33 protein-coding genes and 3 pseudogenes are annotated in these 26,064 nt (G+C 40.0%); 9 read left to right on the top strand and 27 right to left on the bottom strand.

Annotated elements, in window-relative coordinates; genetic code table 11:
- Window positions 1-6 precede the first annotated feature (6 nt).
- The 26 genes and pseudogenes from map to rpsL form a co-directional block, all read right to left on the bottom strand.
- Window positions 7-804 (bottom strand): type I methionyl aminopeptidase, encoded by a 798-nt coding sequence (gene map / locus KZC02_RS18770; RefSeq protein WP_221390103.1) that lies wholly within the window; start codon window positions 802-804, stop codon window positions 7-9.
- A gap of 9 nt (window positions 805-813) precedes the next feature.
- On the bottom strand, window positions 814-2,127 hold the full coding sequence (gene secY / locus KZC02_RS18765) for a preprotein translocase subunit SecY (RefSeq protein WP_221390102.1): 1,314 nt from the start codon (window positions 2,125-2,127) through the stop codon (window positions 814-816).
- A 61-nt stretch (window positions 2,128-2,188) separates the two neighbouring features.
- Window positions 2,189-2,634, bottom strand: a pseudogene (rplO, locus tag KZC02_RS18760) (50S ribosomal protein L15).
- A 12-nt stretch (window positions 2,635-2,646) separates the two neighbouring features.
- Window positions 2,647-2,826: a 50S ribosomal protein L30 gene (gene rpmD / locus KZC02_RS18755; protein WP_304488623.1), complete on the bottom strand. Its 180-nt coding sequence runs from the start codon at window positions 2,824-2,826 to the stop codon at window positions 2,647-2,649.
- A gap of 34 nt (window positions 2,827-2,860) precedes the next feature.
- Window positions 2,861-3,376: a 30S ribosomal protein S5 gene (rpsE, locus tag KZC02_RS18750; protein ID WP_221390101.1), complete on the bottom strand. Its 516-nt coding sequence runs from the start codon at window positions 3,374-3,376 to the stop codon at window positions 2,861-2,863.
- A gap of 13 nt (window positions 3,377-3,389) precedes the next feature.
- Window positions 3,390-3,743 carry a 50S ribosomal protein L18 gene (gene rplR, locus KZC02_RS18745; protein WP_221390100.1) on the bottom strand — a complete coding sequence of 118 codons (354 nt, stop codon included), beginning with the start codon at window positions 3,741-3,743 and terminating at the stop codon, window positions 3,390-3,392.
- A gap of 46 nt (window positions 3,744-3,789) precedes the next feature.
- Window positions 3,790-4,347, bottom strand: coding sequence for a 50S ribosomal protein L6 (gene rplF / locus KZC02_RS18740; RefSeq protein ID WP_221390099.1), 558 nt, complete (start codon window positions 4,345-4,347; stop codon window positions 3,790-3,792).
- Window positions 4,348-4,368: 21 nt separating this feature from the next.
- Window positions 4,369-4,767 (bottom strand): 30S ribosomal protein S8, encoded by a 399-nt coding sequence (rpsH, locus tag KZC02_RS18735; RefSeq protein ID WP_138480894.1) that lies wholly within the window; start codon window positions 4,765-4,767, stop codon window positions 4,369-4,371.
- A 77-nt stretch (window positions 4,768-4,844) separates the two neighbouring features.
- Window positions 4,845-5,114: a 30S ribosomal protein S14 gene (gene rpsN, locus KZC02_RS18730; protein ID WP_221390098.1), complete on the bottom strand. Its 270-nt coding sequence runs from the start codon at window positions 5,112-5,114 to the stop codon at window positions 4,845-4,847.
- 27 nt (window positions 5,115-5,141) lie between these two features.
- The gene (gene rplE / locus KZC02_RS18725; protein ID WP_221390097.1) at window positions 5,142-5,702 is read right to left on the bottom strand and encodes a 50S ribosomal protein L5; all 561 of its coding nucleotides are present in this window, start codon (window positions 5,700-5,702) and stop codon (window positions 5,142-5,144) included.
- Window positions 5,703-5,778: 76 nt separating this feature from the next.
- Window positions 5,779-6,120 (bottom strand): 50S ribosomal protein L24, encoded by a 342-nt coding sequence (gene rplX / locus KZC02_RS18720; protein WP_221390096.1) that lies wholly within the window; start codon window positions 6,118-6,120, stop codon window positions 5,779-5,781.
- A 48-nt stretch (window positions 6,121-6,168) separates the two neighbouring features.
- A complete protein-coding gene (gene rplN / locus KZC02_RS18715) occupies window positions 6,169-6,537 on the bottom strand; it encodes a 50S ribosomal protein L14 (protein WP_221390095.1) in 369 nt (122 codons plus the stop codon).
- Window positions 6,538-6,539: 2 nt separating this feature from the next.
- Window positions 6,540-6,803: a 30S ribosomal protein S17 gene (gene rpsQ, locus KZC02_RS18710; RefSeq protein ID WP_221390094.1), complete on the bottom strand. Its 264-nt coding sequence runs from the start codon at window positions 6,801-6,803 to the stop codon at window positions 6,540-6,542.
- A gap of 15 nt (window positions 6,804-6,818) precedes the next feature.
- Window positions 6,819-7,013: a 50S ribosomal protein L29 gene (gene rpmC / locus KZC02_RS18705; RefSeq protein WP_221390093.1), complete on the bottom strand. Its 195-nt coding sequence runs from the start codon at window positions 7,011-7,013 to the stop codon at window positions 6,819-6,821.
- Between the two features lie 44 nt (window positions 7,014-7,057).
- Window positions 7,058-7,483, bottom strand: coding sequence for a 50S ribosomal protein L16 (gene rplP, locus KZC02_RS18700; RefSeq protein WP_221390092.1), 426 nt, complete (start codon window positions 7,481-7,483; stop codon window positions 7,058-7,060).
- 47 nt (window positions 7,484-7,530) lie between these two features.
- Complete coding sequence (rpsC, locus tag KZC02_RS18695; protein ID WP_221390091.1) at window positions 7,531-8,370, bottom strand: 30S ribosomal protein S3; 840 nt, start codon at window positions 8,368-8,370, stop codon at window positions 7,531-7,533.
- Between the two features lie 19 nt (window positions 8,371-8,389).
- On the bottom strand, window positions 8,390-8,779 hold the full coding sequence (gene rplV, locus KZC02_RS18690; RefSeq protein WP_221390090.1) for a 50S ribosomal protein L22: 390 nt from the start codon (window positions 8,777-8,779) through the stop codon (window positions 8,390-8,392).
- A 56-nt stretch (window positions 8,780-8,835) separates the two neighbouring features.
- Window positions 8,836-9,114: a 30S ribosomal protein S19 gene (rpsS, locus tag KZC02_RS18685; RefSeq protein WP_167266882.1), complete on the bottom strand. Its 279-nt coding sequence runs from the start codon at window positions 9,112-9,114 to the stop codon at window positions 8,836-8,838.
- Window positions 9,115-9,123: 9 nt separating this feature from the next.
- Window positions 9,124-9,948 (bottom strand): 50S ribosomal protein L2, encoded by an 825-nt coding sequence (gene rplB, locus KZC02_RS18680; protein WP_221390089.1) that lies wholly within the window; start codon window positions 9,946-9,948, stop codon window positions 9,124-9,126.
- 39 nt (window positions 9,949-9,987) lie between these two features.
- Window positions 9,988-10,275, bottom strand: coding sequence for a 50S ribosomal protein L23 (gene rplW, locus KZC02_RS18675; RefSeq protein ID WP_025764313.1), 288 nt, complete (start codon window positions 10,273-10,275; stop codon window positions 9,988-9,990).
- Between the two features lie 2 nt (window positions 10,276-10,277).
- Entirely contained in the window at window positions 10,278-10,907 is a 630-nt protein-coding gene (gene rplD / locus KZC02_RS18670) for a 50S ribosomal protein L4 (RefSeq protein WP_221390088.1), read from the bottom strand.
- Between the two features lie 5 nt (window positions 10,908-10,912).
- Window positions 10,913-11,533 (bottom strand): 50S ribosomal protein L3, encoded by a 621-nt coding sequence (gene rplC / locus KZC02_RS18665; protein ID WP_221390087.1) that lies wholly within the window; start codon window positions 11,531-11,533, stop codon window positions 10,913-10,915.
- 281 nt (window positions 11,534-11,814) lie between these two features.
- The gene (gene rpsJ / locus KZC02_RS18660) at window positions 11,815-12,120 is read right to left on the bottom strand and encodes a 30S ribosomal protein S10 (protein ID WP_221390086.1); all 306 of its coding nucleotides are present in this window, start codon (window positions 12,118-12,120) and stop codon (window positions 11,815-11,817) included.
- Between the two features lie 99 nt (window positions 12,121-12,219).
- On the bottom strand, window positions 12,220-14,340 hold the full coding sequence (gene fusA, locus KZC02_RS18655; RefSeq protein WP_221390085.1) for an elongation factor G: 2,121 nt from the start codon (window positions 14,338-14,340) through the stop codon (window positions 12,220-12,222).
- A gap of 237 nt (window positions 14,341-14,577) precedes the next feature.
- Window positions 14,578-15,044 (bottom strand): annotated as a pseudogene (gene rpsG, locus KZC02_RS18650) (30S ribosomal protein S7).
- A gap of 117 nt (window positions 15,045-15,161) precedes the next feature.
- The gene (gene rpsL, locus KZC02_RS18645) at window positions 15,162-15,575 is read right to left on the bottom strand and encodes a 30S ribosomal protein S12 (RefSeq protein ID WP_221390084.1); all 414 of its coding nucleotides are present in this window, start codon (window positions 15,573-15,575) and stop codon (window positions 15,162-15,164) included.
- A 453-nt stretch (window positions 15,576-16,028) separates the two neighbouring features.
- On the opposite strand from rpsL, the pseudogene KZC02_RS18640 reads away from it, so the two are divergent.
- The 9 genes and pseudogenes from KZC02_RS18640 (at window position 16,029) to KZC02_RS32535 (ending at window position 24,273) form a co-directional block, all read left to right on the top strand.
- A pseudogene (locus KZC02_RS18640) lies at window positions 16,029-17,971 on the top strand (OmpA family protein).
- Window positions 17,972-18,259: 288 nt separating this feature from the next.
- Window positions 18,260-19,459, top strand: coding sequence for a deoxyribodipyrimidine photo-lyase (locus KZC02_RS18635; RefSeq protein ID WP_221390083.1), 1,200 nt, complete (start codon window positions 18,260-18,262; stop codon window positions 19,457-19,459).
- Window positions 19,460-19,612: 153 nt separating this feature from the next.
- Window positions 19,613-20,194 (top strand): LemA family protein, encoded by a 582-nt coding sequence (locus KZC02_RS18630; protein ID WP_221390082.1) that lies wholly within the window; start codon window positions 19,613-19,615, stop codon window positions 20,192-20,194.
- A 109-nt stretch (window positions 20,195-20,303) separates the two neighbouring features.
- On the top strand, window positions 20,304-20,747 hold the full coding sequence (locus KZC02_RS18625; protein ID WP_221390081.1) for a TPM domain-containing protein: 444 nt from the start codon (window positions 20,304-20,306) through the stop codon (window positions 20,745-20,747).
- Between the two features lie 5 nt (window positions 20,748-20,752).
- Entirely contained in the window at window positions 20,753-21,529 is a 777-nt protein-coding gene (locus tag KZC02_RS18620) for a YgcG family protein (RefSeq protein ID WP_221390080.1), read from the top strand.
- 176 nt (window positions 21,530-21,705) lie between these two features.
- Window positions 21,706-22,614 carry a hypothetical protein gene (locus KZC02_RS18615; RefSeq protein ID WP_221390079.1) on the top strand — a complete coding sequence of 303 codons (909 nt, stop codon included), beginning with the start codon at window positions 21,706-21,708 and terminating at the stop codon, window positions 22,612-22,614.
- A 189-nt stretch (window positions 22,615-22,803) separates the two neighbouring features.
- Window positions 22,804-23,262 (top strand): oligopeptide:H+ symporter, encoded by a 459-nt coding sequence (locus KZC02_RS32545; RefSeq protein WP_255636889.1) that lies wholly within the window; start codon window positions 22,804-22,806, stop codon window positions 23,260-23,262.
- A complete protein-coding gene (locus tag KZC02_RS32540) occupies window positions 23,252-23,875 on the top strand; it encodes a hypothetical protein (protein ID WP_255636888.1) in 624 nt (207 codons plus the stop codon). Before KZC02_RS32545 ends, KZC02_RS32540 begins: the two co-directional genes overlap by 11 nt.
- Window positions 23,857-24,273: a hypothetical protein gene (locus tag KZC02_RS32535; protein ID WP_310590453.1), complete on the top strand. Its 417-nt coding sequence runs from the start codon at window positions 23,857-23,859 to the stop codon at window positions 24,271-24,273. The genes KZC02_RS32540 and KZC02_RS32535 overlap by 19 nt, the downstream gene beginning before the upstream one ends.
- 69 nt (window positions 24,274-24,342) lie before the next feature.
- On the opposite strand, the gene KZC02_RS18605 is transcribed toward KZC02_RS32535, so the two are convergent.
- Window positions 24,343-25,983, bottom strand: coding sequence for a M28 family metallopeptidase (locus KZC02_RS18605; RefSeq protein WP_221390078.1), 1,641 nt, complete (start codon window positions 25,981-25,983; stop codon window positions 24,343-24,345).
- Between the last annotated feature and the right edge of the window lie 81 nt (window positions 25,984-26,064).

The following is a 26,064-nucleotide window of genomic DNA, read 5'->3' as shown; positions in this document are numbered from 1 at the left end:
CGTTTATTACTTTACTTCTACCATAAGACTGGTATTGGCCGTTACTTTTTCAATATAGTCGAAGGTAGTCAGAATTTCGGCCTTTCCCTTACGAACAACAACTGTGTGCTCAAAATGAGCTGAATATTTCCGGTCACTTGTCCGGATCGTCCATCCATCACGCTCCTGCATCACAGACTTGGTTCCTAAATTGATCATTGGTTCGATAGCTATTACCATACCCTCTTTCAATTTAATTCCCTTACCTTTTTTACCATAATTAGGAACTTCCGGACTTTCATGCAAGTTTCTACCTACGCCATGACCTACAAGCTCTCTCACAACTGTGTAACCCCGTTCTTCAACATAACTTTGAACTGCATGACCAATATCACCAATTCTCAATCCATCCACTGCCTGATCAATACCACGGTATAATGACCTTTTTGTAGCTGTTAAAAGATCTTTTACTTCCTTAGATACTTCTCCGATTGGATAAGTGTAAGCACTGTCACTATGAAAGCCATTCAGTTTTACACCACAGTCAATCGACACAATATCTCCGTCTTTCAATACATAGTTACTTGGAAAACCATGTACTACCACTTCATTAACGGATATACAAAGTGAAGAAGGAAAATTATTAAATCCTTTAAAAGAAGGAATTCCACCATTATCTCTTATGTATTCCTCAGCAATTGCATCCAGCTTCATGGTTGTAACTCCTGGCTTAACCCAAAGAGCTACCTCTGCATGCGCTTTTCCCAATACCTGGGCGCTTATCTTGATGAGTTCTATCTCCTCTTCGGTTTTCAAATAAATCATTACTTCCTTTTAGATAGCAACACTTTCTGTTCTACCTTTTACGCGTCCTGATTTCATTAAGCCTTCATACCTACGCATAAGCAAGTAGCTTTCCACTTGTTGTAAAGTATCCAAAACAACACCAACCATAATAAGTAAAGATGTTCCTCCAAAGAAATGTGCAAAGTCCGTAGATACTCCTAATAAGCTGGCAAACGCAGGTAAAGTCGCAACAACAGCAAGCATCAAAGATCCTGGGAAGGTGATACGATCCAGAATAGAACTAATATATTCTGACGTTTGCTGTCCTGGTTTTACACCCGGAATAAATCCACCACCTCTTTTCATATCATCTGCAATCTGTTGCGGATTTACCGAAATAGCAGTGTAAAAAAAGGTAAATACTATAATTAATACAGCAAATAACAGATTGTATTGCCAGGTTGTATAATTCGCAAAAATTGTAGCAACATCACTAGCGAAGTCACTCTTTTCGGCAAAGTAAGAAGCACCCAATGAAGGAATGAACATCAATGCCTGAGCAAAAATGATTGGCATTACACCAGCCGCATTAAGCTTCAAGGGTAAATACTGACGCTGTCCACCCATTACCCGGTTACCAACAACTTGTTTTGCATATTGAATAGGTATCCTGCGAACAGCCTGTGTTAACATTACAGCACCCATTATAACAAAGTACAATGCTACTATTTCAATTACAAACAATAGGATTTGGCCACTGCCTCTGGAAACAAATTCTTTATAAATAGCACCCGGAAAACGGGAAACAATACCAATCATAATAAGCATTGATATTCCATTTCCAATACCCTTATCAGTAATTCTCTCACCCAACCACATACAAAACATGGTACCCGCTGTAAGTACAAATACAGACGAGATGGAAAAAAGGCTACGTGGAACCAGTAGTGCTTCGTCAGGAACCATTGTATTCAAATAAGCAGTTCCCTGCACAAGTGTAACAACAATAGTAAGCACCCGTGTAAACTGGTTTAATTTCTTTCGTCCTGATTCACCCTCTTTCTGCATCTTTTGAAAATATGGCAATGCCATAGTCAAAAGCTGTATCGCAATCGATGCAGAAATATATGGCATGATGCCTAATGCAAAAATGGAGGCTTTACTAAAAGAGCCACCAACAAAGACATCGATCAGACCTAACAAGCCTTCAGTAGAAACATTCATATTGTCCGGCTCGACGCCAGGCAAAGCTACATACGACCCTAAACGGAATATCGTTATAAACAAAAGAGTGTTGAGAATACGTGTCCTCAACTCCTCTATTGAAAATATGTGTTTTATCGTCTCAAAAAATCGTTTCATGTTCTGGGCTTACAATAGCTATACGATAGTAAACAATTTATGTTCAATCGAACAACAATAGTTATAACTTAACTGCCTTACCTCCTGCTTTCTCAATCGACTCAATAGCAGCTGTAGAAAAACCATGTGCCTGAACTTCAACTGCAGATGAAATTATACCTCTGTTAAGAATTTTAACCAGGTCTTTTTTCGCACACAGCCCATTTTCACGAATCAATTCCAATGTAATCACTGTTACATTTGCTTTTTCAGCCAGGCTTTGAATAGCATCAAGGTTTAACGCTTTGTACTCAACTCTATTAATATTGTTAAAGCCAAATTTAGGTAAACGCCTTTGAAGTGGCATCTGGCCTCCTTCAAAACCCAATTTGCGGCTATATCCTGAACGAGATTGAGCACCATTATGTCCACGTGCCGAAGTCCCCCTTTACCGGATCCCTGACCACGTCCAACTCGCTTTCCAACTTTAACGGAGCCAGCAGCCGGTTTTAATGAACTAAGATTCATACTATTGTTATATTAAATTTCTTCAACTGTTACCAAATGGCTAACCTTCCGGATCATCCCAGCAATCGCATCGCTGTTCTCCTTTTCAACCGATCTGTTCAGTTTTCCAAGACCTAACGCTTTTATAGTCAGTTTTTGTCTTTCCGGACGATCGATTGTACTCTTAATTTGTGTAATACGTACTTTTGACATGATTACTATCAGATATGGAATATCCTGTAAAAGATTATCCGTTAAAAACTTTGTCCAATTTAACGCCACGCTGAAAAGCAACCTGATGAGGAGCTCTCATTTTCAAAAGAGCATCAATTGTAGCTTTAATTACATTGTGCGGATTGGATGATCCTTTTGATTTTGCCAATACATCCTTGATACCAGCACTTTCCAGAACCGCTCTCATAGGACCACCCGCAAGTACACCTGTTCCTGGAGCAGCTGGTTTAATTAAAACAAAACCACCGCTGAATTTACCTTCCATAGCATGAGGAACAGTATGTTTCAACATTGGAATTTGTATCAAATTCTTTTTTGCATCATCAATCCCCTTTGCAATTGCATCAGTAACCTCATTAGCTTTACCCAAGCCGTGGCCCACAGTACCATTACCGTCACCCACAACAACGATAGCCGAAAAACTAAAACGACGACCACCTTTTACTACTTTTGCTACCCGATTGATTGCTACTACGCGTTCTTTCAGATCCGATTCGTTAACCTTTGAAGGTTTTGTATTTGTAGACATAGTCTTTATTGTTCTAGAATTTCAGGCCACCCTCACGAGCTCCTTCGGCCAATGCTTTTACTTTACCGTGATACAAATATCCATTACGATCAAATACAACCGCTTGAATACCTGCCTCCTGTGCTTTAGCAGCAATCTTTTTACCAACTTCAAGAGCTACATCCACGTTTGAGTTCTCTTTTCTTCCCCCAAGCTCTACGGACGACGCACTTGCAAGGGTAACACCAGTTATATCATCAATGATTTGTGCATAAATGCTGGTGTTTGAACGAAAAACCGATAATCTCGGGCGCTCAGCACTACCTTTCACCTTTTTACGAATGTGGTACTTCAGGCGTTGTCTTCTATCTACTTTTGCGGTAGCCATTTTTAATCTTATCTAACTTGTTTAAATATCATTCCGTGGCTATGCACTACTTCTTAGAGGCAGACTTACCAGCTTTACGACGTACAATTTCACCAACAAAACGTATACCTTTACCTTTGTAAGGCTCAACTTTACGTAACGACTTAATCTTCGCAGCAACCGAACCTATCAACTCTTTGTCAATTCCTTCCAAAATCACTTTTGGATTCTGGCCTTTTTCAGAAGTAGTTGTAAGTTTAATTTCCTCAGGAATTGACATGAAAATGTTGTGAGAATAACCCAGCTGCAATTCTAACACATTGTTAGCAGCACTAGCCTTATAACCTACACCAATAATTTCCAATTCCTTTTTATACCCTGCATCTACACCAATGATCATGTTATTGATCAATGAACGATACAAGCCATGTAACGCTTTGTGGCGTTTCTGCTCTGTAGGCCGTTTCACTCTCAACTCATTTCCTTCGATTTCAACACTCATGTCGCTATCTACTGCTTGAGTCAAAGTTCCTTTCGGTCCTTTTACCGATACAACATTATCATCTGCAACTGATACAGAGACACCTGCCGGTAAAACAATACTTTTATTTCCTATTCGTGACATTTCCTGAATACCTTTAAAATATTAATACACGAAACATAACACTTCTCCACCTACGTTCAATGTCTTAGCTTCCTTATCAGTCATTACACCCTTAGATGTAGAGATGATTACAGTTCCTAATCCACCCAAAACACGCGGTAGTGTTGATGAACCTGAATATTTACGCAACCCCGGCTTACTGACTCTCTCCAATTTTACAATTGCAGACTGTTTCGTCACAGGATTATATTTCAAGGCTATCTTGATTGTACCCTGAGGCCCGATTTCGTCAAACTTATAACTCTGGATATAACCTTTATCAAAAAGTACCTTCGTTATTTCTTTTTTTATGTTGGATGCAGGTATCTCTACAACTCTATGTTTTGCCTTGATGGCATTTCTGAGTCTGGTTAGATAATCTGCTATGGGATCCGTTAACATTTTTATGCCTGGTTTTGTACACCCCTTTTAAATGGGAGTGCAAAGTTAAGTAATTGAAATCAGAATTGAAAGTATTCCTACCAACTTGATTTGGTAACACCCGGAATTTTACCATCTGAGGCCATATCCCGAAACAGAACTCTTGAAATTCCGAATTTTCGCATATATCCACGAGGTCTTCCTGTTATTTTGCAGCGATTGTGCAGACGTACAGGTGAAGAGTTACGTGGTAATTTATCAAGACCAACCCAATCTTCAGCAGCTTTCAATGTTTTACGCTTTTCAGCATAACGAGCTACTAACGCTTGTCTTTTTCTTTCCCGTGCTTTTACTGATTCTTTTGCCATTGTCGGTAAATATCTTAATCTTAAGAATTATCCTTGTTTGTTCGCATTAGTGAAAGGCATTCCAAGTGCTTTCAGCAATTCATAACTTTCTTCGTCAGAATTGGTTGAAGTAACAAATGTGATATCCATACCTGTAATCTTATTTACCTTTTCGATACTGATCTCAGGAAAGATTATCTGCTCTTTAACACCGAATGTGTAATTACCACGTCCGTCAAAACCCTTGTCACTGATTCCTTTGAAATCACGTACGCGAGGCATAGCGATGGAAGTCAGACGATCCAGGAATTCATACATACGATCTCCGCGTAAGGTGACTTTAGCACCGATCGGCATGTTTTCACGCAGTTTAAAGTTAGATACCGCTTTCTTAGAAATCGTTGCGATTGCTTTTTGGCCTGTGATCAAACCTAGTTCTTCAACACCTGTGTCAACAAGTTTCTTGTCAGCAACTGCTGCACCTATTCCTTTATTGATCACGATTTTAGTCAAACGCGGAACCTGCATGATTGACTTATACTGAAATTTTTCTTTCAGCTGCGAAACTACTTCGCTCGTGTATTTTATTTTTAATCTTGGCTGTGCCATTGTGTTAAATTAGTTATTGTGGATTGCCGACCCACTCGCTTATTTATATATACACGCTAATTCTGAAAGCGAAGTTTTATAAAAACTCGCCAGTCTTTTTAGAAAAGCGTTGCAATTTTCCTTTGTCATCTGCTTTACGACCTGTACGGGTTGGCTCCCCGGTTTTAGGATCTACCACCATCAAATTGCTGATATGGATAGTACCTTCCAGTTTCTCAATGCTCCCTTGTGGATTTTGTGCATTTGGTTTAACATGTTTTGTTATCATGTTAACCCCTTCCACAGTAGCTCTTGATTTCTCGATAAGCACTTTTTTAATTTTTCCTGTTTCGCCCTTTGCATTACCGGAAATTACTTTCACAGTATCTCCGCTACGGATATGCAATTTTGCTGGGGCTTTTTTATTTTTACTTTCCATTTGAGGTAATCTCTTAACGGTTTAAAGAAATACTTAGATTTTGATTTCTTACAACACTTCTGGTGCCAATGATACGATCTTCATAAATTGCTTTTCACGCAATTCCCGTGCAACAGGGCCGAAGATACGTGTACCGCGTGGTTCATCATTGTTGTTCAATAAAACCGCTGCATTATCTTCAAAACGAATGTATGTACCATCTTTGCGTCGTACTTCCTTTTTGGTCCGTACCACAACGGCCTTTGAAACCGTTCCCTTTTTCATACTGCTTGAAGAAAGAGCAGATTTTACTGTTACGACGATCTTGTCGCCTACTGATGCATAGCGCTTTCCAGTTCCGCCCAGTACACGAATTACGAGTACTTCCTTTGCGCCGCTGTTATCTGCTACCGACAGTCTTGATTCTTGCTGTACCATGGTTATTTCGCTCTTTCAAGGATTTCTATTAATCTCCAACGCTTGTTCTTACTAAGCGGACGAGTTTCCATCACGCGGATTGTATCACCAATTCCAACCTGATTTGTTTCGTCATGCACCATTAACTTGGTAGTTTTAGTCATAAACTTACCATACATCGGATGCTTTACCTTACGTTCGACAGTGATAACACAGGATTTATCCATTTTGTTACTCACCACTTTGCCGACTCTTTCTTTGCGTAAATTTCTTTCTGTTGCCTCCATAATTTCTAAACTGATTTACTGTTGGTTATTTTTAGCCGACAGCTCGGTTAGGAGTCTTGCAACTTCCTTACGTGAGGCGCGAATACGCAAAGGGTTTTCGACGGGAGAAATAGCATGAGCAAATTTCAACCTTAATAAGCGCTCTCTCTCTTGGGCGATCTGCTCTTTAAGCTGATCCTGCGACAGATCCTTTATTTCTTTACTAGTCATTGCTTTTAATAATTAGCGTTCTTATAATACGTTCGGGGTTGGTCTTATTCCTGATAATCCCGACGTACCACGAACTTTGTTTTGATCGGCAACTTTTGTGCAGCCAAACGCAATGCTTCATTTGCGGTATCCAGTGTAACACCGTTCGCTTCGAAGATGATTGTTCCGGGCTTAACAGGAGCTACCCAATATTCCGGAGCACCTTTACCTTTACCCATACGAACCTCTGCAGGTTTTTTGGTAATTGGTTTGTCTGGGAAAATACGAATCCAAACCTGGCCTTCACGTTTCATAGCACGTGTTACTGAAATACGGGCTGCTTCAATCTGACGTGCAGTCAGCCAACCTGGTTCAAGTGCCTTGATAGCAAATGATCCGAAAGCGATTTCATGCCCACGTGTAGCCAAACCGTTGTATGAACCCTTTCCCTTTTGTTGCTTGCGAAATTTTGTCCTTTTCGGCTGTAACATGATTCTTATCTATTTGAACCGATTTAAAAAAACCGGAAAATGTCGAATTACTTCTTCTTATTTTTATTTCTCTTGCGGCGATCAGCTTCACTTCCGCCACCAGCGCCATCAGCGCGGGGAGCACCTCCACCTTCATTTCCGCCACGTCCACCTCTTCTGTCTCTACCACCACGGTCATTTCCACCACGATCGTTTCCACCGCCTGTGCTTCTTTCCGCTCTGTCAGATGCAGCAGTTGCTGCACTTGGAGTCAAATCACGTTTACCATACAATTCACCTTTAAAGATCCAAACTTTAATACCTATTTTCCCATAGATAGTTTGTGCTTCGGAAATTGCATAATCGATATCCGCTCTCAATGTGTGAAGAGGAATACGTCCTTCTTTGTATTCTTCAGTACGAGCCATTTCAGCTCCACCAAGACGTCCTGCAAGACGAATCTTAATACCTTGTGTTCCAACCCTCATGGCAGAAGCAATTGATTGCTTCATTGCACGACGGTAAGAGATACGAGCCTGCAATTGTTGAGCGATTGCTTCTCCAACCAATTTAGCATCAATTTCAGGCCTTTTGATTTCATAGATGTTAATCTGAACATCTTTGCCTGTAATCTTTTTAAGCTCTTCTTTGATTTTGTCTACCTCGCTACCACCTTTACCGATAACAATACCCGGGCGAGCCGTGTGTATCGTAAGAGTGATGCGTTTTAGCGTTCTCTCAATAACTACTTTCGAGATTGATCCCTTAGGGATACGTGCCTTGATATAGTTACGAATTTTTTCGTCTTCAACAAGTTTGTCAGAAAAGTCCTTTCCACCATACCAACTTGACTCCCATCCTCTAACAATTCCTAGTCTCAGACCTATAGGATTAACCTTTTGTCCCATTCGATATAGATCGTTTTACTTATGATTCGGTGATTACTGCTTGTTTATCTGCGCTTGCGATAGAAACCGCTGCGTCATCAATCACAATTGTAATGTGATTAGAACGCTTACGAATTCTGTGTGCTCTTCCTTGCGGGGCAGGGCGCAAACGCTTCAACATACGTCCACCGTCGATAAATACGGTTTTAACAATGAGATCAGCGTCTTCCAGCTTTGCATCTTCATTCAATTGCTGCCAGTTCGCTACTGCAGAAAGTAATACTTTATGCAATACCGGAGAAGAAGCACTTGGTTGAAACTTTAACAGCGCCAACGCTTTGCTGACCTTTTGTCCGCGAATCATGTCGGCTACTAATCTCATCTTACGAGGAGAAGTAGGCACATTTCTTAATATAGCTCTTGCTTCCATGTTCTTTCAGATATAGGCTCGTTTTACTATTTATAAAACCAGCTATCGTCGACTAATTATTTTCTTCCTTTATCTTTTTTTGCAGTATGGCCACGGAAATTACGTGTCGGGGAAAACTCTCCCAGTTTGTGACCAACCATATTTTCAGTTACATAAACAGGTATAAACTTGTTTCCGTTATGCACTGCAAATGTATGCCCGATAAAATCAGGCGAAATCATTGAGCGTCGAGACCATGTTTTGATAACTGACTTACGAGCTGCACCATTCATCACGGTAACTTTGTTCTCCAGGCGGAAGTCGATATATGGTCCTTTTTTTAATGAGCGTGCCATGTTATTCTATTATTTTTTACGACGGCTGATAATCAATTTCTCAGAATGCTTATTACGATCACGGGTTTTAAGTCCTTTTGAGAACTGACCGTTACGTGACCGTGGTTGTCCACCGGATGAACGACCTTCACCACCACCCATTGGGTGATCGACTGGGTTCATAGCTACACCACGAACACGTGGGCGACGACCTAACCAACGCTTACGGCCTGCTTTACCGTAACTCACATTCATGTGACTTGAGTTGGAAACTGTTCCAACTGTTGCGATACAGGTTGAAAGTATCATACGCATTTCGCCGGAGGGCATTTTTAAAACTGCATATTTACCTTCACGCGCTACCAGCTGAGCATATGCTCCCGCGCTTCTTGCGAATTGCCCTCCTTTACCAGGAGTAAGTTCTATGTTATGAACAATTGTACCAATTGGCATAGAACCTAATGGAAGAGCGTTTCCTACTTCCGGCGCTACTGAACTTCCTGAAACAATTACTTGTCCAACTTTCAATCCGTTCGGAGCAATTACGTATCTTTTTTCGTCATCTGCATATTGTACCAAAGCGATACGTGCAGAGCGGTTTGGATCGTACTCTATTGTAAGAACTGTGGCCGGTGCATCAAAACGATTTCTTTTGAAATCTATTACGCGGTATTTCCGCTTATGACCACCACCTATATGTCGCATGGTCCGGCGTCCTGCGCTATTGCGACCGCCTGTTCTTTTGACGGTTTCTAAGAGACTCCTTTCCGGTTTCGATGCAGTGATCTCCTCAAAAGTAGGAGCTGAACGAAAACGTTGACCAGCACTTGTGGGTTTTAATTTTTTAACTGCCATTGCTATTAACTCGTCAAAGATTTATCGATCAACTATAAATTATGCTTCACCGTAAATATCGATGATCTCACCTTCTGCTACTGTTACAATAGCTTTCTTTATAGTTGACGTTTTTCCACTTACAAACTTTCCTCCCGATGTGCGGGATTTGCTTTTACCAATGCTGCGCATTGTGTGAACGCTTTCTACGGTAACCCCAAACAGTTTTTCAATAGCCTTTTTGATCTCAACTTTGTTTGAAGTAAGGGATACTTCAAAGGCATATTTTCCTTGACCACCCTGAGCCGTTACCTTTTCGGTTATAATCGGACGTTTCAGTACACTCATGATTATTTGTTCAATTGGGTTTCCAAAATAGACAAAGCAGATTCACTTATTAAAAGACGGTCTGCATACATCAGGTCATAAGTATTAACTGCATCCACAGTGATAACTTTCGCTTTCGGAATGTTACGGCTTGACAAATAAACGTTACTGTCAACTGTTGGAAGAATTAATAATGTTTTTGTATTCACCAATGCAAGTGAATTTAAAACATTCAGATACGATTTAGTTTTTGGAGCATCAAATGTAAATGCTTCCAGAACAGAAATGGCATCAGACTTTGCCTTTACAGAAAAAGCTGACTTACGAGCCAATGCTTTAACTTTCTTATTGATTTTAAAACCGTAGTCACGAGGCCTTGGACCAAAAATACGTCCACCACCTACAAACACCGGAGATTTAATGCTACCTGCACGAGCTCCGCCGGTTCCTTTTTGTTTCTTAATCTTACGTGTTGAGTGATTAATTTCAGCACGTTCTTTTGACTTGTGTGTTCCTTGGCGTTGATTAGCCAGGTACAGCTTTACATCGAGATAGATCGCATGCGTATTAGGTTCAATGCCAAAAATTTCTTCTGACACAGTAACCTTCTTGCCGGTATCTTCTCCTTTTATATTTAATACGGACAGTTCCATCGGTGCTATTTCTCAAGGATTAGAAATGAATTCTTTGAACCAGGTACTGAGCCACTTACTACTATAAGATTTTGCTCAGGGATCACTTTCAGAATACGCAAATTCTGAATTTTTACACGATTGTTACCCATGCGACCACCCATACGAATGCCTTTAAATACGCGTGATGGGAATGAACAAGCACCAATCGAACCTGGGTGACGTGCACGGTTATGCTGACCGTGTGTCTGACCACCAACTCCAGCGAATCCATGACGTTTCACAACACCCTGAAAACCGCGTCCTTTGGCAGAACCAACTACATCAACAAATTCACCTTCTGCAAATACATCTTGTACTGACAGTGAAGTTCCAAGTTCATGCTCTACTTCAAATTCCTTAAACTCAACCAATTTTTGTTTGGGAGTTGTGTTGGCTTTCTTGAAGTGACCAATTAATGGCTGAGAAGAACTTTTTTCTTTTTTCTCACCAAAACCTAACTGAATGGCTTTATAACCATCCTTTTCTTCGGACCTAACTTGCGTTACTACACAAGGACCAGCTTGGATAACCGTACACGCCAGAGCCTGCCCATCAGCGTTGTACAAACTAGTCATTCCGATTTTTTTACCTATTAAACCAGACATGTTAATTAATTTAAATTAGCAGGTAAAACCCCTTAATCTTTAAAACGGACTGCAAAGGTAAGAAATCAAATTTTCGTATCCTAACAGTTTTCTTATATTTCTAGCTGATAATCAGCAAAAAAGGTCAGATGTTTAAAACATCTGACCTCAGTTTCATTCAGAATACACTTATAGCCGAATAAAAGCTTTAAATGATCTGACTTTTGAGCTCAGATGTGGTTTCCAGAATTCCGGACCTTCATCCAACTTATTATTTAGTATGCCTAGAACAGGCAAAAAAACTATACTTTAATTTCAACGTCAACTCCACTTGGCAATTCAAGTTTCATCAAGGCGTCAACCGTTTTTGCACTTGTAGAAAAAATATCTACTAAACGTTTGTAAGTACAAAGCTGAAATTGTTCACGTGATTTTTTGTTAACGTGCGGAGAACGCAAAACAGTGAATTTTTCAATTTTAGTAGGCAAAGGAATTGGTCCGCTAACTACCGCACCTGTCGCCTTTACTGCCTTTACAATTTTCTCGGCCGATTTATCAACCAGATTGTGGTCGAATGACCGCAGTTTAATACGAATTTTTTGATTCATGATCTTTATTATTTCCGGTTCTAAGAATATTTGAACGAAACAAGTTTCGACAATCCGCCCGGGAAAGAACCATTTACTTCCCAGGTTTTGTATTTTATATTAGGCTTTAACTAAGCCTTTTGCTTTTTCTATAACAGCTTCTGCAATACTATTAGGAACAATTTCATAGTATGCAAACGTCAGAGATGCAGTAGCACGTCCGGATGACATTGTACGAAGATCGGTAACATAACCAAATAGTTCTGAAAGAGGAACATCAGCTTTAATAACCTGCGCACCATTACGTGAATCCATGCCCCTCATAATACCACGGCGACGGTTCAAGTCACCAGTAATCGGCCCTGTATATTCATCAGGAGTAAGAACTTCCACGTGCATGATAGGCTCCATTAATTTCGAACCCGCATGACGTGCAGCTTCTCTGAAACCAATCTTAGCAGCAAGTTCAAAAGAAAGTGAATCTGAATCGACATCATGGAATGATCCGTGATATAAACGTACTTTCATAGAATCCAAAGGATATCCTGCCAAAGCACCATTAGCCATAGAAGCTTCAAATCCTTTCTGAACAGGAGCAATAAATTCACGAGGAATTGTACCGCCTACAATTTGATTTACAAACTGTAAACCAGTTTTTGGTTCTTGTCCTTCTTCATTATCGTCTCTTGGTCCGATTTCAAAAAGAATATCAGCAAATTTACCACGACCACCTGTTTGTTTCTTATAAACTTCACGGTGCTCAAAGTTCTTTGTAAGAATTTCTTTATAAGCAACCTGCGGTGCACCCTGGTTTACTTCAACTTTAAACTCACGACGCATACGGTCAATGATGATTTCAAGGTGAAGTTCTCCCATTCCTTTTATAATGGTCTGACCAGTTTCTTCGTTACTTTCTACTTGTAACGTAGGATCTTCTTCGATTAGTTTAGTAATAGCCTTAGAGAAGTTATCGCTGTCAGCAGCTTTCTTAGGCTCAATTGCGTATCCAATAACCGGCTCCGGAAACACCATTGATTCAAGAACGATCGGGAATTTTTCGTCCGACAAAGTATCACCGGTTTTTATATCCTTAAAACCAACTACCGCTCCAATATCACCTGCTTCAAGACGATCAATCTGATTTTGCTTGTTCGCATGCATTTGAAAGATACGCGAGATACGTTCCTTATTTCCTGAACGGTTATTCAATACATAAGAACCGGAATCAAGGTAACCAGAATATGAACGGATAAAACACAGACGTCCTACATAAGGGTCAGTTGCAATTTTAAACGCCAGTGCACAGAAAGGATCAGCATCGGTAGGCTGACGTGAAATTTCCAATCCCGTACGTGGATCTGTTCCAATAATACTTTCACGATCCTGAGGCGAAGGCAAAATAGCCATCACGTAATCAAGCATCGTCTGAACTCCTTTATTTTTGAATGAAGAACCACAAACCATCGGAACAATTTTCATGCTGATCGTTGCTGCGCGCAAAGCTGCAAGAATTTCTGCCTCTGATATTGAAGTTGGATCTTCGAAATACTTTTCCATTAAAGTATCATCAAATTCAGCAACTGCTTCAAGAAGTTTTTCTCTCCATTCAGTCGCTTCTTCAAGCATATCTTCCGGAATTGGAACTTCTTTAAAAGTCATTCCTTTATCTTCTTCATTCCATTCGATTCCGCGGAAATTGATAAGATCCACAACTCCTCTGAATGTATCCTCAGCGCCGATAGGTAATTGAAGCGGAACAGCATAACTGCCCAACATTTCTTTCACCTGAGCACAAACTTTCAAAAAGTCTGCACCTGAACGGTCCATTTTATTTACGAAACCAATACGGGCAACGTTATAGTTATTAGCCAAACGCCAGTTAGTTTCCGACTGAGGCTCAACACCATCAACCGCACTAAACAAAAACACAAGACCATCCAATACACGTAGTGATCGGTTTACTTCAACTGTAAAGTCAACGTGACCCGGAGTATCAATAATGTTGATATGGTATTTTTCGCCACGATAATTCCAATCAACCGTTGTAGCTGCCGAAGTAATGGTAATTCCACGCTCCTGCTCCTGCTCCATCCAGTCCATTGTAGCAGCACCATCATGTACTTCTCCAATTTTATGGCTAACTCCTGCGTAATAAAGAATACGCTCAGTAGTTGTTGTTTTACCCGCGTCAATGTGAGCGGCAATACCAATATTTCTTGTTAATCTTAGATCACGTGCCATAACAAATGGTGATGTGTTATATTATATTCGATGTGCAATTTTGAATTCCGAAGCAACTTTGAATTTGACAAGAGGTAATCTTCTTGATCCTTTTCAGTAATTCAGAGCGCAAAAGTATAAATTATTGATTATAAAAACAATGAGTATCAAGTATTATTTTTAATAATTCAAAAAAAACGGAAGTCTGATAAAAATCAGACTTCCGAAGACATTAATATTTATTAGAAACTCTGATTCCTAGAACCTAAAATGCGAGAATGCTTTGTTTGCATCCGCCATACGGTGAGTATCATCTTTCTTTTTAACAGCAGCTCCTTCACCTTTTGCAGCAGCAATAATTTCACCTGCAAGGCGATCAACCATTGTTTTTTCTCCACGTTTACGTGAATAATTGATCAACCATTTCATACCAAGTGAAGCTTTACGCTCAGGACGAACTTCCGTAGGAACCTGGAACGTAGCACCACCAACACGGCGGCTTTTCACTTCAACTGAAGGAGTAACGTTGTTCAATGCTTTTTTCCATGTTTCAAGACCACTTTCGCTGGTTTTTTCTCAACCAGTTCAAGAGCGTCATAAAAAATAGTAAAAGCAATGCTTTTTTTACCCTGATGCATCAGGTTGTTAACAAATTTGGTAACCTGTACATCTCTGAACTTTGGATCAGGCAGGATATATCTTTTCTTTGGTTTGGACTTTCTCATTTTAGTACTTAATGTTTAACGAGGTTTCGTTTTGCAACTTATTCACCCAGGATCATCTCCCGGATTACTTCCCTTTTATCAGAATATTTCTTTAATAAAAGCAGAGAGAGTTACTTTTTATTTTTTCTTACCTTTTGTTGGTGCAGCAGCAACTTGCCCTGGTTTAGGACGCTTAGCACCGTATTTAGAACGACGTTGTTTACGTCCGCTTACACCTGCAGTATCCAATGCACCACGGATAATGTGGTAACGAACACCCGGTAAATCTTTAACACGACCACCACGGATCAATACGATCGAGTGCTCCTGCAAGTTGTGTCCTTCCCCAGGGATGTAAGCATTTACCTCCTTGTTGTTGGATAGACGAACACGAGCTACTTTACGAAGTGCTGAGTTCGGTTTTTTTGGCGTTGTGGTGTACACCCTGGTACACACACCCCTACGCTGAGGGCAAGAATCCAAAGCCGGTGACTTTGATTTCCATGTAATGGTCTCTCTACCTTTACGGACTAATTGTGAAATAGTTGGCATTTAACAAATTGATTTTGATCTGGTTAATGCACCAGTCTATTGTTTTATAAACAGTTTTCCCGAAAAATCGGACTGCAAAAGTAAGACACTTTGATTGATTTACAAAGTGTTAGTGATCTTTTTTACTAATATCTTTACGAAACGACGTAAAGCAGTATGTTTCTAATCGTAAGTACCTTATTATTACAACATAATTCGATGCACATAATTTCATAGCAATACCCGGAATTGACTATTTAGGCTATACATTAGGATTTTGATAAAAATTTTGCTGCGTTGTATCCATAATTTTATTTCCAAACGTTGTTTATTAGTATTGTCTTTTTAAAACCCGAAGTGCGCGTCGAATCGTTTGATTTTATATTTTAAATTATGAAAATTTTGCGGTATTATTTTACCTTAGTTATTAGCTTTCAGATAATTAGCATGTTATTGTCCGGCTGTAATTCTACCATGCAGGCTTATAAGGACGGAGTTAAGAAATTTGGTAACGGAGAATATGATCTGGCTATCAAAGGCCTGGAAAAGGCTGCTGCTGAAAATTATGAACCAGCCCAGACTAATTTTATGATTGCAGAATCATACAGATTATCAAACCGCTTTAAAGAATCTATTCCCTTTTATAAAAAAGCACTTGACGCGGGCCTTACAAATCCTGAGGCGCAGTTTCAATATGCCTATGCGCTGAAAACGGCGGGCCAATACGAAGAGGCATCTAATCAGTTTGCGCTGTTTGCCAAAGCTACTGCCAGTCCGAAAAACCTCCAGGAAAGAGCATTAAGGGAAATTGAAATCCTAAAAATAACAGATCGCCTTCGTACGCAAAAAATGGATGTGAGTATCAAAGACATTCCTTTGAATACTACCGGGTCAGAATTTTCACAGGCTGTTCTGGGAAACGAACTGATTTTTTCTTCTTCCAAAAAGAAAAAATCTATAAAAATAACGGTCAGCCTATGCTTGGTCTTTATAAAGTAGCTCTCTCTCAAGATGCAGGCGATACTCAGGGAACGCCGGTATTATTCAGTAAAGAAATTTTTGCTGAAGATGCCAATGAAGGATCACCGACGTTTTCGCCAGATGGCAAGACACTTATATTTGCAAGAGGTAATTCTGGTAAAAAGAAAGGGACTGTTGACGTTGACCTTTACCAAAGCCGTAATGTAGGTGGACAATGGACTGCACCTGCCATATTACCCATTAATGATTCACTCGCATGGGATGGCTCTCCGGCGTTTTCGCGTGATGGCAAAACCTTGTACTTTGCCTCAAATCGGGCAGGTGGCTCAGGCGGAATTGATTTGTACCGCACAAATATTGATGCTTCCGGCCGATTCAGCAAACCGGTAAATATGGGAAAAGATATTAATACGGCAGGAGACGAAATGTTTCCGTATGTAGCGGAAGGTGGCAAACTTTATTTTGCTTCTGACGGACATCCTGGTTTGGGGAAACTGGATATCTTTACTGCAACCAGAACGCAGGGTGTTATTACAATTGAGAATCTGGGACTTCCGTTTAACAGTCCTCAGGATGATTTTGGACTTATTTTTTACCAGAACCAAAAGAAAGGTTTTTTCTCTTCAAATCGTGATGGTGGTAAAGGAGACGATGATATCTACTATTTCTCTTCACCTGAAGAACCCGATACCACTACAATTGCCAAAAACGATGATCCCAATGATCCGCTTAATCCAAAGAACCCGAATTATGTTAATGGCAAGTTAAAAACGGTCCGTTATTTTCTGGCAGGAAATGTATTGGCAAACACACCAGAACTGACACCGGTTGATTCTGCGACCGTTCATATTTTACCTGACACATCAGATGCACAGATCAGTCAGTTTGTTTCTGCAAAAGATGGTAAATTCGGAACGCAGCCTGTGGAAGAAGGCAGGTCTTATGTACTGCTAGTGGAACGTAAAGGGTATATCAGTAAAAGAGAACCATTCTCTATGGATGGCCGCAGCATCCCACCTGTATTTCTGACAAAAGCAATTACGGACACGACTTATCAGGTTACTATTAAGCTGGACAAACTGGAACTGAACAAAACTTTTGTCTTAGAAAATATTTATTATGATCTAAATAAATACAATATCCGTTCGGATGCAGCGATCGAACTGGATAAACTTGTTCAGATCCTGAAAGATAATCCATCAGTAAGTATTGAATTAAGTTCACATACGGATGCACGCGCAACGGATGCGTATAATATGACATTATCGCAAAACAGAGCCGAATCTGCTGTAAATTATCTCATTTCCAAAGGTATAGATACTGAAAGGATGACTGCCAAAGGCTACGGTGAACGTGAACTCATCGTTCCAAATGCGAAAACAGAGGAAGAGCACCAAAGAAACCGTAGAACAGAATTTACAATTTTAAGCTATTAAGTATTGGTTCTTCAAAAATGAAAAGGCCTGAATTTTTAAAAATTCAGGCCTTTTCATTTTTGAACTATTGATAGATCCAACATACTTGGTTGGGTAAAGTCGTTTAGCAATAAACCTATTTTTTGTACTGAAATTCGTTGTAGAAATTAATTTGAATGTATTGAAAAGTGACGACTTAACTATGTTCTGTTAATCACTGCTATCATCTTGTAATTACAGCGTCACATTTTTTATCCGTATTATTGCAAAACGAAAATTATATTTTATCAAGATTACGAACTACCGTCGATGACTCAACGAATTGTTTATTGGTTTAGAAATGACCTTAGACTAAATGATAACGAAGCACTATTTGCCGCCGTAAATACGGCCCAGGAGGTTATTCCTGTTTATGTATTTGATCCACGCCAGTTTGAAAATACAAGATTGGGTTTCCGTAGAACCGGTGTATTACGTGCACAGTTTTTAATAGAATGTATAATTGATCTCAGGAATCGTTTACGTGAAAAAGGAGGCGATTTATTGATCCGTATTGGTGATCCTGAAAAGATCATAGCCCAGCTTGCTGACACTTATAATGCCGATTACGTTTACACAAGTAAAGAAATTGCTCCTGAAGAAACCAGGATTGAGTCATCTCTAAGTAAAAAACTGAAAGTAAGTAATGTAGACATCAAGCTGTTCTGGATGGATACCTTGAGTCCAATTATGGATTTGCCTTTCCCCATTTCTAAATTGCCAGGTGGCTTTCTTAATTTTCAAAATACAATAAAGCATCATTTAAAGATCAAGAAGCCTTTCGCCGAACCAGGACATATTGCGTTACCTTCGGAATATGAAGCAGGAATAATCCCCTCATTGCCTATGCTCGGAATTGATCCTCAGGAAATGGCCGGTTCAAATATAGAAACAGAGACGTTCAAACGCGGAGGTGAGACAGTAGCTTTGGCAAGGGTTGATATGTTTATTAAAGATTGTATTGAAAATAATCTGAACCCTGATTTCAAGGATTACATCACCGACTCACAATTAGCCAACTGGCTTTCATTGGGCTGTATTTCTGCCCGCTTTATATATGATACGGTTACGGAACGTTTGCAGGATCATCCGGTGACCGATATAGTTGTGAATAATCTTTTAGCCAGGGATTATTTTCACTGGACTTTGCTTCGCTTTGGGCCGAGGTTATTTAAACCAAGCGGAATCAAGCACAATTTTAACCAGCAATGGCATAATGATGCTGCAATGTTTGAAAAATGGAAAAGCGGAGATACAGATAATCCTGACGTAAATGAGATTATGATAAAACTGGTTTCAACCGGTGACCTGTATTATTCTGAACGTGAAACCGCAGCTGCTTATCTGGTTAAAAACTGTGAAATTAACTGGACCTGGGGAGCCATGTATTTTGAAAGTTTCCTGATTGATTACGAAGTATCCGTTAACTGGGGAAGATGGAATAATCTGGCCGGAGTCGGGGCTGACTAAAAAAGCTGCGTTTTAATCAATCATATTTCTCCTGCTATCCTGACGGGCAACTTCATATAATTGCAGAAAACCGGCTATGTAGTTTTTCTTAAAGATTTTACTAGCTTTGGGCAACTTTGAACTCGATTCACTAACTCTAAACTAATTAATAAAATGTCAAAAGGACTAATTGCAGTCATAGCTATTTTTCTTATTCTTGGATTTGTCGGTTGTGGTAAATATAACGGGCTTGTAGGTAAGGATGAGGTTGTAAAAGAATCATGGGCCAGAGTAGAAAGTCAGTATCAGCGCAGGGCGGATCTTATTCCAAACCTGGTAAATACCGTAAAAGGAGCTGCTGACTTTGAAAAAAGCACTTTAACAAGTGTTATTGAAGCCCGGGCAAAAGCAACTTCTACCACTATTAATGCAGATCAGCTTACACCTGAAAACATTGCTAAATTCCAGGGTGCGCAGGATCAGTTGAGCGGCGCTCTTTCCCGGCTTTTGGTATCCGTTGAGCGATATCCTGATTTGAAAGCTAACCAGAACTTCTTAGAACTTCAGGCGCAATTGGAAGGGACTGAAAACCGTATTACCGTTGCCCGTAACGATTTCAACACTGTTGTAAAAGATTATAACCAGGAAGTCCGTACTTTCCCTACTAATCTGTTTGCAGGTGTTTTCGGATTTGCGCAAAAAGGCTACTTTACAGCTGCAGCAGGCTCTGAAAATGCTCCGACTGTAAAATTCTAAGTTATTAATCGTTAAAGTGATGGATTTACCATTCATCACTTTAACGATTTTTATTCATTGATTCCCATTCTTCATCCTGGCGGATTTTGTCCGTTGACAACTTTTAATCATGGCGGCCGATTCACTTTTTTTCGGAGAAAAGGAACAGCAACGTATTGTCGAAGCAATACAGGATGCTGAAAAACAAACTTCCGGTGAGATCAAAGTACATATCGAAAAGAAATGCCTTTCTGAAAATGTAATGGACCGGGCAAAAGAAGTCTTTGGGCTTTTGAATATGCACCTTACACAGGATCACAACGGCGTCCTTTTTTATCTTGCTTACGAAGACCGTAAATTTGCCGTTTTAGGAGACAAAGGTATTTTTGAAAAAGTACCGGAAGATTTTTGGGATAGTACCAAAGATCTGCTTCGCAGCCATTTTTCTAATAACCATTTTGTAGAAGGCTTATGCCTGGGCATTAATGAAGCAGGTATACAGTTAAAAAAACATTTTCCTTACAGCTCAGACGACATCAACGAACTTCCTGACGATATTTCGTTTGGGGAATGATCACTATGAAAAAATACCTTATTTTTTCTTTATTGCTTTCACTGATTTTCTGCCGGGTACTTGCGCAGGATATTCCTGCCAAACCTAATCCGCCAAGATTAGTGAACGACTTTGCCAAACAGCTGAATGCTACCGAAGTCGAGCAACTGGAACGAAAGCTGGTGGCATACAATGACTCTACGTCTTCCCAGATCGTTGTTGTTGTTGTACCAACCACAGGAGATTATCCAATTGCTGATTATGCACTTAAATTAGGAAGAGAATGGGGTGTTGGCCAAAAGGACAAGGACAACGGTATTGTTATCCTCTGGGCGTCAACGGACAGGAAAATATATATTAGTGTCGGGTATGGTATGGAGGGAGTTGTTCCTGACGCCATTGCAAAGCGTATTATATCCCAGATTATTACTCCCGATTTCAAAAATGGCATGTTCTATCGGGGCCTTGATCGCGGTGTAGATGAGATTTTCAAATATTCGACCGGCGAATACAAAGCTGAACCAAGTGATGATGACGGAGGTGATTCGATACCGCCGCTCTTTATTTTTGTCATCATTTTTGTAGTTATCCTTTTCATTATTTATCGTAATCGAAATAATGGCGGCGGTGGCGGAAGAGGTGGATTCGGCAATTTCGGTGGACCAATTATCTTTCCATATTCTACATTCTCAGGCAGAGGCGGTTCATCAGGAAGCTGGGGAGGTGGTGGAGATAGCGGCGGGGGATTCGGAGGTTTTGGAGGTGGCAGTTTTGGAGGAGGTGGTGCAGGAGGAGATTATTAGTACGACTTAAATAAGCCAAATTCATTTTATAAAGTACCTTAGAAATATAAAACCCGCCTGGAAAACATTTTCCAGGCGGGTTTTATATTTCTAATCATAGGTAAACGTATACCAGTGGCATGCTTTTTTAACTATTACCGAAAAAATTAAGATTATTTTAACCCAAATTATCACTTATGCAAAACAAGAATAATACCGGCCTAGTAATTGGTCTTATCATAATGACGATTGTAGCTGCTGTTTTTGGATATTTATATTACCAGGAACGTGACATTACTAATAAACAGGAAACAGACTTACAGGAACGTGTGACAGAACTGGCTGCATCTGAGATAAAGCTGGATTCTATTGCAAAGCAGCTAGATGCACGTATTCTGGAAGTTCAGGGGCTTGGTGGCGATATAGCAGAATTACAAAAAGCGAAGGCGTCACTGGAACAGGATCGTATTTCCCTTCGCAAAGGCAATGCTTTAATGGGTAAAAAAGTAAAAGAATATGAGGACTTTTTAACCAAAAAGGATGAAGAGATTGCCCAGTTAAGAGAAGAAAATCAGCAATTGATCAGTCAGAATGAAACGCTGGTTCAAACCAATACTTCACTGGAAACGAGCAAAAAAGCGGTTAGCGACTCTTTATCTGGTGTAATTTCTAAAAATACTGAGCTGGAATCCAAAGTTACAATGGCTGCTGCTTTACGTGCACGAAGTGTAAAGGTGTATGCTATTTCTTCTAAAGGTAAAGTTAGAGAAGGGGAAAATGTGAAAGCCAAAAGAGTGGATAAAGTACGGGTAGATTTTATTCTTGAGAAAAATCCACTTACACTTACAGATAACAAAACAATCTATATGCGTATAATTGATCCGGCCGGTGCAACAATTTCCGACGCTGCAACAGGTTCAGGAGAATTTGATTATAACGGTCAGAAACAAGGGTATACCATTAGTCAGGATATTGTTTATGGCAATAATAATCAGGATATCAGTATCCTATACGACCGGGCAACACCATTTTCAAAAGGAAAATATACGATAGAATTATATGCCGAGGGATTTTCAATTGGAGAAGGCTCGTTTTCGGTTAAGTAGTCTGAAAAATAAATTTGATTGAAAAGAGCTGAACGGAAAATCCGTTCAGCTCTTTTCGTTTACAGGGTAGCTTACAAATTCATTGTTTAAATAAACTATTATTTAATATTTATTCTTAATTCCTATCTTGCGCCATTATAATCAGATGACAGAACCCACATTTACCAAATAAAATACCTCATTAACTTTATGTCACAACAAGTATCCCAAAAACACCCGCCTGGGCTTTACGTATTATTTTTCACAGAAATGTGGGAACGGTTCAGTTATTACGGCATGAGAGCCATTCTCCTTTTGTTCCTGCTAGATAAAACCAAAGGAGGGCTGGGTTTTGAAGAAGGAGAAGGAGGTGCAATTTATGGATTGTATACATTTTCAGTTTATCTCTTATCCTTGCCGGGTGGCTGGCTGGCCGACAATATCTTAGGACAGCGAAAGGCAATCTGGCTTGGTGGTATCGTCATCATGATCGGCCATATCATTTTAGCTTTCCCTTCTACTCAGTTTGTCTTTTTTAGCGGACTTGCCATGGTTGCTTTGGGGACAGGTTTATTAAAACCAAATATCAGCTCAATTGTAAGCGAACTGTATCCCAGAAGGCGGTGCAAGAAGAGATGCCGCTTTTTCGATTTTTTACATGGGTATTAATCTTGGCTCCTTTCTGGGAATATTCGTAGTTGGTTATCTGGGACAAAAAGTAGGCTGGCATTATGGTTTTGGTGCAGCAGCAGTTGCGATGTTAATGGGATTGCTTGTCTATCGTTATTTTGCCCCAAAATATCTTCAGGATAAAGGTATGTACCCCAAAGGAGGCAAAAATGATCCTGATCACGTCAAAGTGGGGCCGCTTACCTGGGTTCTGGCAGCGGCTTTAATTATATTTCTGCTATACCTTCAATTTAACGGTACTTTTAGCTGGAGCAGTAAAGCAGGAACTGCAACTTCAATGGGCATCATAGCAGTTGCAGTAGTAATTGTATACTTTGCCAATCTGATGTTTGCGTCGAATCTGTCCGGTATTGAAGTTAAACGTATTGTTATACTTTTTATATTATTCTGGGGAGCTGTATTGTTCTGGGCCGGTTTTGAACAACAAGGCTCTTCACTTCAGATATTTGCTGACAGGTACTCGGAGATTCCTTTTGGATTACCATCAAGCTGGTTTCAAAATTTCAACCCCTTCTTTTTAGTGGCTTTATCTCCGGTAATCGGTTCTCTTTGGATTTATCTTGAGAAAAAAATATTACCCTGCCACTCTTAATAAAATTTGCAATCGGATTATTTCTATTAGCCATTGGTTACTACATCATGGTTCTAGCGGCAAAAATTGCTCTTACAGGAGTAAAAACCTCTTCACTGTTTTTGATTTCTACTTTCCTGTTTCATACACTTGGGGAATTGTGTTTAAGTCCTGTGGGGTTGAGCGCTTACACCAAACTTGCTCCTAAGAAATATCTTAGCCAGTTAATGGGAATTTGGTTTGTAGCCGCTGCACTGGGAAATCTTTTTGCAGGATTGTTTGCAGGTGGTTTTAATGCTGAAAATATCCAGCAAATGCCAGAACTGTTTATGAGTATCGTATGGTTCTGTGTTATTGTAGGAGGAATTATATTTGTACTACAAAGACCTCTCAAAACATGGACAGGCGGTATTAAGTAATATTTGGGTTTAGACTTGCCGGGATTGGATCTCTCCGTTTCCAAAACCTGGCAAGTCTTCCTTAATTGCCTATTTCCCCATTGATTTATCCCGTATCGCTTTAAATTCTGAACCTTTCTTCCAGCCTGGAAAAGTAGATTCTGTGCTTAGCCTGTAACCGACATCAAAGAGTAATTGCATATCCTCAACAATACCTGACAGATCCCAGGACGACGAATATTCATCTGTGGGAGCGTGATATCGCTGGTCATTATATTCTTTTTTCTGTGCTTCGCCCCACTCCTCCCCGTGCTCCACTGAAACAGAACCGTTCTCAATATACATAGAAGGTATTCCGACTTTTGCAAAATTGAAATGGTCTGAACGGAAGTACCAGCCCCCTGATGGATCCGGTTCACCGCGTGTAATACGCCCCTGTTTTGCTGCAACCTGATCTGCATATTCATCAAGTTCCGACTGGCCCTTTCCTACTATGATGATATCCTTCATCCTGCCAAATGGCTGTAATACGTCTATATTGATGTCTGCTACCGTTTTGTTAACCGGATAAACAGGATGTGTTGCATAATAATCAGAACCTAATAAACCTTGTTCTTCTGCGGTAACGGACAAAAACAAGATGGAGCGGGAAGGTTTTGTTTTAAGTCCGGTAAAAGCATGGGCCAGCTCCAAAAGCGCTGCAGTCCCGGAAGCATTGTCGGCGGCGCCGTTATAAATGGAATCTCCATTTATAGGTTCGCCTTTTCCAAAATGATCCCAATGCGCTGAATAAATGATATATTCATCCTTCCTTTCAGTTCCCGGCAATAAGGCCAGAACATTATTTGATTCCGATTTTTTGATCGTATTATTGAGTTCAATAGAAGCATTTACATGTAATGGTACTGGTTTGAATCCTTTTTTCCCAGCTGCCCGCATCAAGGTATCTGAAACTCCGGCAAGCTGAAACAACTTTTTAGCGGATTCCATCGTAATCCATCCTTCCATTACTGCTCTCGACATGTTGTTATCTTCTGCCTGTAAATATAACTTTGATTTTGACCAGCCGCTTCGTACTATAGACCAGCCATAACTTGCAGGTTTGGTATCATGAATAATGATGACGCCCGTTGCACCCTGCCGTGCCGCTTCTTCAAATTTGTATGTCCAGCGGCCATAATAAGTCATCGTTTTCCCTTTGAATAAAGTGCTGTCCGAGAAGCCGGGATCATTTACCAGAACGACCACTGTTTTGCCTTTTACGTTAAGTCCATCGTAATCATTCCAGCCATATTCAGGAGCGACAATTCCATAACCGGCAAATACCATCCCGGAATTCGACACCTTTACCTGATCCTGAACTCGGCGTGTTGCTGCTACAAAATCATCCAGATAATTTAGAGAAATTGTATTGTTTTTACCTTTAAATACTAATTCGCCGGCAGGTTTTGACATGATATCAACCAATGGGACTTTTTGAAAATAGCTGTTCCCGTTGCCTGGGAGCAGTCCCATTTTTTTAAATTCTCTACTCAGATAATGAGTTGTTTTTTCTTCGCCATCAGAAAATGGTTTTCTACCTTCCAGAGAATCAGAAGCAAGTACCGCTATATGTCTGCTGAATTCTTTACCGTTTATCAGACTGTTGTCCTGTTTGCCGGATTTGTCTGAACAGCCTGCTAAAATCAGGTTACATGAGAAGAGAAAAACAAACATTGATTTCAATTTCATATTGAAAGATGTTAAGTTAAAAACAATATTATCAGGATAGTAAGTGAAATTAGCAATTTAACTTTGAATGTAACTAACTAC

Source organism: Dyadobacter sp. NIV53 (genome assembly GCF_019711195.1).
Lineage (GTDB): Bacteria > Bacteroidota > Bacteroidia > Cytophagales > Spirosomataceae > Dyadobacter.
This window is presented reverse-complemented; position numbering and strand designations above follow the sequence as displayed.